Origin of the sequence: Enterococcus sp. S183_ASV_20 (genome assembly GCF_018919685.1) — a bacterium.
GTDB classification, from domain to species: domain Bacteria; phylum Bacillota; class Bacilli; order Lactobacillales; family Enterococcaceae; genus Enterococcus; species Enterococcus faecalis.
On the sequence record NZ_JAHLRI010000021.1, the window covers coordinates 40652 to 46829 of the forward strand.

General features: G+C 37.5%; 7 protein-coding genes and 1 pseudogene. 2 read left to right on the plus strand and 6 right to left on the minus strand.

Annotated features, from left to right (window positions below; all coding sequences use genetic code 11):
* Position 1: 1 nt before the first annotated feature.
* Together KQI94_RS09050 and KQI94_RS09055 are read right to left on the minus strand one after the other, a co-directional pair.
* Positions 2-403, minus strand: a complete 402-nt coding sequence (locus KQI94_RS09050; protein WP_002368655.1) for an acetyl-CoA carboxylase biotin carboxyl carrier protein subunit — start codon at positions 401-403, stop codon at positions 2-4.
* Positions 387-749 carry a hypothetical protein gene (locus tag KQI94_RS09055; RefSeq protein WP_002356004.1) on the minus strand — a complete coding sequence of 121 codons (363 nt, stop codon included), beginning with the start codon at positions 747-749 and terminating at the stop codon, positions 387-389. Before KQI94_RS09055 ends, KQI94_RS09050 begins: the two co-directional genes overlap by 17 nt.
* Positions 750-1142: 393 nt before the next feature.
* Here KQI94_RS09055 and KQI94_RS09060 point away from each other — a divergent pair, with 393 nt between their 5' ends.
* Both KQI94_RS09060 and KQI94_RS09065 read left to right on the plus strand, forming a co-directional pair.
* Positions 1143-2540 (plus strand): citrate:proton symporter, encoded by a 1398-nt coding sequence (locus KQI94_RS09060; RefSeq protein ID WP_002356005.1) that lies wholly within the window; start codon positions 1143-1145, stop codon positions 2538-2540.
* 133 nt (positions 2541-2673) lie between these two features.
* A complete protein-coding gene (locus KQI94_RS09065; protein WP_002356006.1) occupies positions 2674-3369 on the plus strand; it encodes a GntR family transcriptional regulator in 696 nt (231 codons plus the stop codon).
* A 43-nt stretch (positions 3370-3412) separates the two neighbouring features.
* Here KQI94_RS09065 and KQI94_RS09070 read toward each other — a convergent pair whose 3' ends face one another.
* From KQI94_RS09070 to rnpA, 4 genes and pseudogenes are all read right to left on the minus strand, one after another.
* Complete coding sequence (locus tag KQI94_RS09070) at positions 3413-4135, minus strand: response regulator transcription factor (RefSeq protein WP_002368650.1); 723 nt, start codon at positions 4133-4135, stop codon at positions 3413-3415.
* A 298-nt stretch (positions 4136-4433) separates the two neighbouring features.
* Complete coding sequence (gene jag, locus KQI94_RS09075; protein ID WP_002368649.1) at positions 4434-5210, minus strand: RNA-binding cell elongation regulator Jag/EloR; 777 nt, start codon at positions 5208-5210, stop codon at positions 4434-4436.
* 14 nt (positions 5211-5224) lie between these two features.
* On the minus strand, positions 5225-6052 hold the full coding sequence (locus KQI94_RS09080; RefSeq protein ID WP_002356010.1) for a YidC/Oxa1 family membrane protein insertase: 828 nt from the start codon (positions 6050-6052) through the stop codon (positions 5225-5227).
* Positions 6052-6178 (minus strand): annotated as a pseudogene (gene rnpA, locus KQI94_RS09085) (ribonuclease P protein component); the annotation flags it as partial. The pseudogene rnpA and the gene KQI94_RS09080, both read right to left, overlap by 1 nt.

Genomic DNA, 6178 nt, shown 5'->3' on the forward strand with positions numbered 1-6178 from the left:
TCTAGTTAATTGTTATTAATGGTTCCCCTGGATTCACAATTTGGCCTTGGGTAACATGAATTCCTGTTACCGTACCTGCTTTTCCTGCAACGATTTCATTTTCCATCTTCATTGCTTCTAAAATTAACAATGGTTGGTTCTCGGACACCGTATCACCAACATTGACTAATACTTTTAACACAGTTCCTGGCATTGGCGCAGGCATTGCATCTGCTCCTGCTGGGGCGGCTGGCTGTGCTGCTGGGGCTGGGGCTTCTTCAACAGCAGGGGCTGGTGTTTCTGTCGTAGCAACTGGCGCTGTTGGTTGTAGCGCAACAGGTGCTGGTTGTGGGACGCCACCGATTTCTTCCATCTCGACTAAATATTCTTTCCCATCAATTGAAATTTTAAATTTGCGTAACATAATGATCCTCCTCAAGGTTTTGTTTTGAAATTCTTTTGACAACTAGCTGAGACTCTTCTGAAAGCTCTGCAGCTATACTGGCTGCAATAATGGCAACTTCTTTTGCTTCTGGATTTCGTTTTGCGATTTTTTTGATAACAAAACGACTTTCTGGAAACTCTCCTGCTGCGATGGCAGTGGCCACAATACTTACCAATTGATATTCTTTTGGCTCAGCAGGAATATATGCTGGTATATCTATCCATCGCTTTTCCAAGTTATCCGCTTCACGTTGGATAACGCTTTCATTAATCTCGGTATCCTGCGTGTGTTGCTCTTTCTTGAATAAGGACTTAAATAGGCCCATATTGTCTCTCCTTTCACTAATTCTTGGTATACGTTCATTATAGAAAAAACCTAGTGAAAACACTAGCTCAGATTGTTCTTTTATTGTTTATTTTGTGAAAAAAACTCTGTAAACATTGGTATATAAGCATTTATCAGCCGTTAAGATTCTATTAATATTATATTAAGTTATTAATAAGAATTTGATTGTTGAATTGTTTTTTTGATGTTCTTTTTGTTTTAGGCTATTTATTCTCTGCGAAAGTTTGTATATTCTCACACTATAGACAAACACAAAAAATATTTTTTGTTGTAAACCAGAATACTGTGAAACATTTCTCATGGCTATTCTTTTTTATTAACACCGGTTGTTAACGCTTACAAAAAAGTTCTAAAAAAAGAAAGGAAGAAAAACATGTTACTCACTATTTTAGCTTATGGTATGATTATCATCTTTATGTATGTAATCATGAAAAAGAAATTGTCACCGTTTACATCTTTAGTAATTATTCCTCTTATTTTTACTTTGATTGCAATTGCAACTGGAGTAGCGAGTCCACCACCTGGTGCTGACGGTGTTGTCCCTGAAGTCAACATTGGGAATTTCGTCTTAGATGGGATTTCAACTACTTCAAAAACTGGTATTATGTTATTATTTGCCATTCTTTACTTCTCTATTATGTTGGATGCTGGTTTGTTTGACCCAATCACTAAAAAAATGATTTACTTTGCTAAAGGCGATCCAATGAAAGTCTTGATGGCTACTGCGGTAGTTGCTGCTGCTGTTTCCTTAAACGGAGATGGAACAACTACGACCTTGATTTGCTGTTCTGCGTTTATTCCCATCTACAAAAAACTTAATATGAAATTGATGAATTTAGGTGTGCTTGTTATCTTACAAAACACCATTATGAACTTATTACCTTGGGGCGGTCCAACAGCTCGTGCCATGGCCGTACTAGAAGTTGATGCCGACATTCTTTCTTATTTAGCACCTGGTATGATTTTATCTGTATTGTATGTTATCTTCTTTGTTGCTTATCGCATGGGGAAAAAAGAACGTGCTCGCTTAGGCGTGACAACGCTTACTGATAAAGAATTGGAAGAAATGACTATTGTTAACGATCCTGAGTTATTAGAAATTCGTCGTCCAAAGAATTTTGCGTTCAATGGTATTTTAACGATTGTCTTAATCGGTTGGTTAGTCCTAAGTTCATTCGTTGGTCAATTAGGTTTGCCTTCGTGGATTGAAATGCCACCGTTATTATTATTCCTAGTTGGTACTTGTATCGCTTTAATGATTAACTATCCAAAATTAAAAGATCAAAGCAGCCGTATCAGTGCAAATGCTGGTGATGCTGTGCAAGTAGTTATCTTAGTTTTTGCTGCTGGCGTCTTCATGGGCTTATTCCAAGGTTCTGGTATGGCCAATGCCTTAGCAAATAGCTTTGTTAATATTATTCCAAAACAATTAGCCGGCGCTTGGGGCTTAGTGATTGCGTTCATTTCAGCACCAGGAACATTCTTTATTTCAAACGATGGTTTCTATTTCGGTGTCTTACCAGTCCTAGCAGAAGCTGGACGTTCTTATGGATTTGACAATATGTCTATGGCTTTAGCTTCCTTAATGGGGCAAGCGTTCCACTTATTAAGTCCATTAGTGGCATTTATTTACTTGCTATTACGTTTAACTGGTTTAGATATGGGTCAATGGCAAAAAGAATCGGCAAAATATGCCTTAGGAATTTTCGTTATTTTCGTTGTAACAATTGTTGCTTTAGGTCACATGCCTTTATTTATTCCACAAAATTAAACGTCGTCGCTGAAACCGTAGGAGTACCTTTTCTCCTCGGTTTTCTTTTCATTTTGTCTTTTCTTGCGTTATATTTTCATTTTTAATATTATATTTATTATCTATAAAAATAACCTATAGGGAGGTGCCTCATATGAATCCAACGGTTGAAGCAGTAAAACGGAACTTAGATTTAACCAGCAGTAAACCTCTAAAAATTTGTACCTATGAAGCCTTTAAAAAAACCATTATTTTAGGGGATATTCCTGCAGGTGAACGGATTAACGAAAAAGAATTTTCCGAGCAATTAAACATTAGTCGGACGCCCATTCGCTTTGCTTTACAAGAATTGGTCAAAGAACAATTGGTGGAACATATACCTATGGTGGGTATCGTGGTTAAAGGGATTAGTATGAAAGATGCTTATGAAATTTATGATATTCGTAAATCTTTGGACACTTTAGCAACCATTAAAGCCATGGAACTCATGACACCAGAAGATTTTGATGAATTGGAAGCCTTACTTCTCGAAGGAGAACAATACAATAAAAATAACCAAGTAGATGACTTACTACAGAACTTTTCAGATTTTAATTCCTTTATTTATACTAAGAGTCAGATGCTACGTTTAAAAAAAATTGTGACTGATCTCCATGCTTACTTAATCTATTTCAGAGATATTGCGATTCGTGCCTCAGAACGTCGTAGTATTGCCCTAGAAGAACATTGGTTAATTTTCCGCGGAATGAAAACAAAGAATATTGACCAGATCACACTTTTAACCCATGAACATCTAAATCGTTCGCTTCAATTTATTTTGAAAGAAATGGAACGTCGACAAATTGAATAAGCAAAAAAGACCCGCAGTCGCTCGTTCAACTGCGGGCCTTTTTTCATTTTTTTTGTACGCAACCATCTGGCGTAAAGGTATAACCAATGCCCCAAACGGTCCGAAGGTAACAAGGTTCTTTCGGGTTTTCTTCTAATTTACTTCGTAAACGATTAATAAAAACCATAATCGTATTCGCATCGACATCCCCAGTACCCCAAACACTGCTGTAAATTTGTTCTTTAGAGAATACTTGCTCGGGATTCTCCAGAAAAAATTGAATTAATTGAACTTCTTTCGAAGACAATGAAATAGGTAAATCCTTTTTAAATAGTTGATAACGACCATAATCAAAACGGAAATCGCCTACCTGTAGTTCTTCTTTTTTATAAATATTCAATTGTTTTCGAATCATTCGAGCTCGATTCAGCGAAGCAATCACCTGAGCCTTAAAAACATTCAAGGAAAAAGGTTTCGTTATATAACTATCCACGCCCATTTCCAAGGCTGCAATAATATCCTCTTCTTCTTTTTTGCTACTAAAAAAGATAATTGGCACCAGTGGATATTTCTCTCTAATCATTTGGACTAAGTAATAACCATCGCTGTCATGTTCCAAGTTATCATCTAAAATGAACAAATCAAAGGTAACTCTGGACACGATATCTTTTGTTTTTTCAATTGATTCACTTTGGTAAATAAGAATACCTGTTGATTGTAACGCTTTCCAAATCAAACGACGAACTGCTGCATCATCATCTACAACCAGTATTTTCTCCGTACGCATACCTGTTGCTCCCCCTACGTCTCTTTACAAAACTTTTTCATTTGAATTTACTACTGGAGTAATTACTGATTATCATAACACAAAAAAAGAAACGAAGACGGCTAAAAAATCATTTAACTGGGAAAGAGCATGGAACAAAAATCACTTTGGATTTTTGTTCCATGCTCAAAACCTGATAAACGGCGGGAACAGAACCAACTCCTTCGGAAATAAGCCGAAATTCTCCAAAAATTAAAAAGCAATTTTCGGAAATTCCTTCTTATTTCTCGGAGCTAAACGGTTCCGTCCCGACCTCTGTTTAAAAATACTTCTTAACTGGTTCAACCACTAAATACCGATAAGGTTCATCCCCTTCAGAATGGGTTTTGATTTGCTCATCTTTACTTAGCGTGTGATGAATTTGTTTTCTTTCAAAAGCCGGCATTGGTTCCAAGAAGACTGGCCGCCCAGTGCGTTTGGCTTTTTCCGCGGTGCGTTTCGCTAAACGTTCCAAAATTTCATGACGTTTTTCACGATAATTTCCGACATTTACAACAATCGATAGCTTATTGCTTGCAATGCGGTGAATAAAGACTTGCGCTAAGTACTGTAACGCATTTAACACTTTTCCGTGTTTTCCAATTAAGATACCTTGTTTTTCTGTTTCTAAATGGAAGATAATATTGCCATTCTCGCGCACTATGCGAACCATGGCAGGGGCGTTCAGTTCATTTGAAATATTCGTTAAATACATCGCTAATTCAGTAATAGCAGCTTCGTCTTCCAGATTTTCTAAAGAATGTGTTGATTCCTCTGAGAGACTAGGAATTGCTTCGGTTAATTCCTCAACTGCTTCTTCCACTGCTGTTGCTTCATCGGCAACAACAATATCTTCCACTGTTTCTTCGACCGCTTCTGTGACTTGCTCACTAATCGTTGGTTCCATTGAAATTTGGGCAAGTTTTTTTCCTAGACCTAAAAATCCTTTTTTTCCTTCGTCTAACACATCAATTGTAACATCCTCTTTGGTTAAACCAAGTGCTTGTAAGCCTTTCTGCGTTGCTTCTTCGATTGTATTTCCTTCATAAATCGGCATCTGAACGACCTCCTTTATTTTTTCTTCCCTTTTTTCTTAGGACTTTTTGCTCGTTCAAGCGCTCGCTCCCGTGCTTTGGCTTGACGTGCTGCTTCCTCCCGCTCTTTACGGATTTTGAATGGATTGTTTAATAACAATGTTTGCCCTGTTTGGAAGGCATTTGAGACCACCCAGTAAAGAGATAAACTGCTGGCTAATGAAATCCCCATAAAGAAGATCATCGCTGGCATAACGTAATTCATAATTTTCAGTGAGGCATTTGTTTCTAGTTGGCTCATACTTGAAAGATACGTACTAGCAAACGTAAAGACAGCCGCTAAAATCGGTAAAATTAAATACGGATCCGGCTTATCGAGGCTTAACCACAAGAACGTTCCTTCTTTTAACTCAGGCACGCGTGAAATGGCTTGATACAAAGCCATCATAATTGGTAGTTGAACCAACAGTGGTAAACAGCCAATGTAAGGATTCACATTATTCTCTGCATACAAACGTTGCTGTTCTTCTCGGAATAAGCGTTGTGTTTCAGGATCTTTTGAAGAATATTTTTGTTGCAAGGCCTTTAATTGCGGTTGCAACTCTTGTGTTTTACGCATACTCTTCGTTTGGAAATGCATCAACGGCAATAAAATAATCCGGATGACTAACGTAAATAGGATAATCCCAATTCCGACACTGCCGCCTAATGATAGGAACTTAATCGCTTGGGCAAAATAATAAACAATGTATCGATCCCAAATTCCTGTACTACTTTCACTTACGGGCGCGGTTCCGCAGGCGGATAAAACAAAGACTAAGGTCACTAACCCAGCCATTAATAATAAGCGCTTATACTTCTTCACTACTCAATTCCCTCTCTTACATCTAATATTTTAGCTAAATTTAACACATGTGTTAAATTAGCTTTCACTTCTTCAGACGATAATTTTTCCAATCCTGGACGTGCAATCACGATAAAATCAATTTCT

Excerpts from the sequence above, each read along its gene's own strand:
- KQI94_RS09050 (WP_002368655.1), bottom strand. The coding sequence starts at position 403 with ATGTTACGCAAATTTAAAATTTCAATTGATGGGAAAGAATATTTAGTC.
- KQI94_RS09055 (WP_002356004.1), bottom strand. The coding sequence starts at position 749 with ATGGGCCTATTTAAGTCCTTATTCAAGAAAGAGCAACACACGCAGGAT.
- KQI94_RS09060 (WP_002356005.1), top strand. The coding sequence starts at position 1,143 with ATGTTACTCACTATTTTAGCTTATGGTATGATTATCATCTTTATGTAT.
- KQI94_RS09070 (WP_002368650.1), bottom strand. The coding sequence starts at position 4,135 with ATGCGTACGGAGAAAATACTGGTTGTAGATGATGATGCAGCAGTTCGT.
- jag (WP_002368649.1), bottom strand. The coding sequence starts at position 5,210 with ATGCCGATTTATGAAGGAAATACAATCGAAGAAGCAACGCAGAAAGGC.
- KQI94_RS09065 (WP_002356006.1), top strand. The coding sequence starts at position 2,674 with ATGAATCCAACGGTTGAAGCAGTAAAACGGAACTTAGATTTAACCAGC.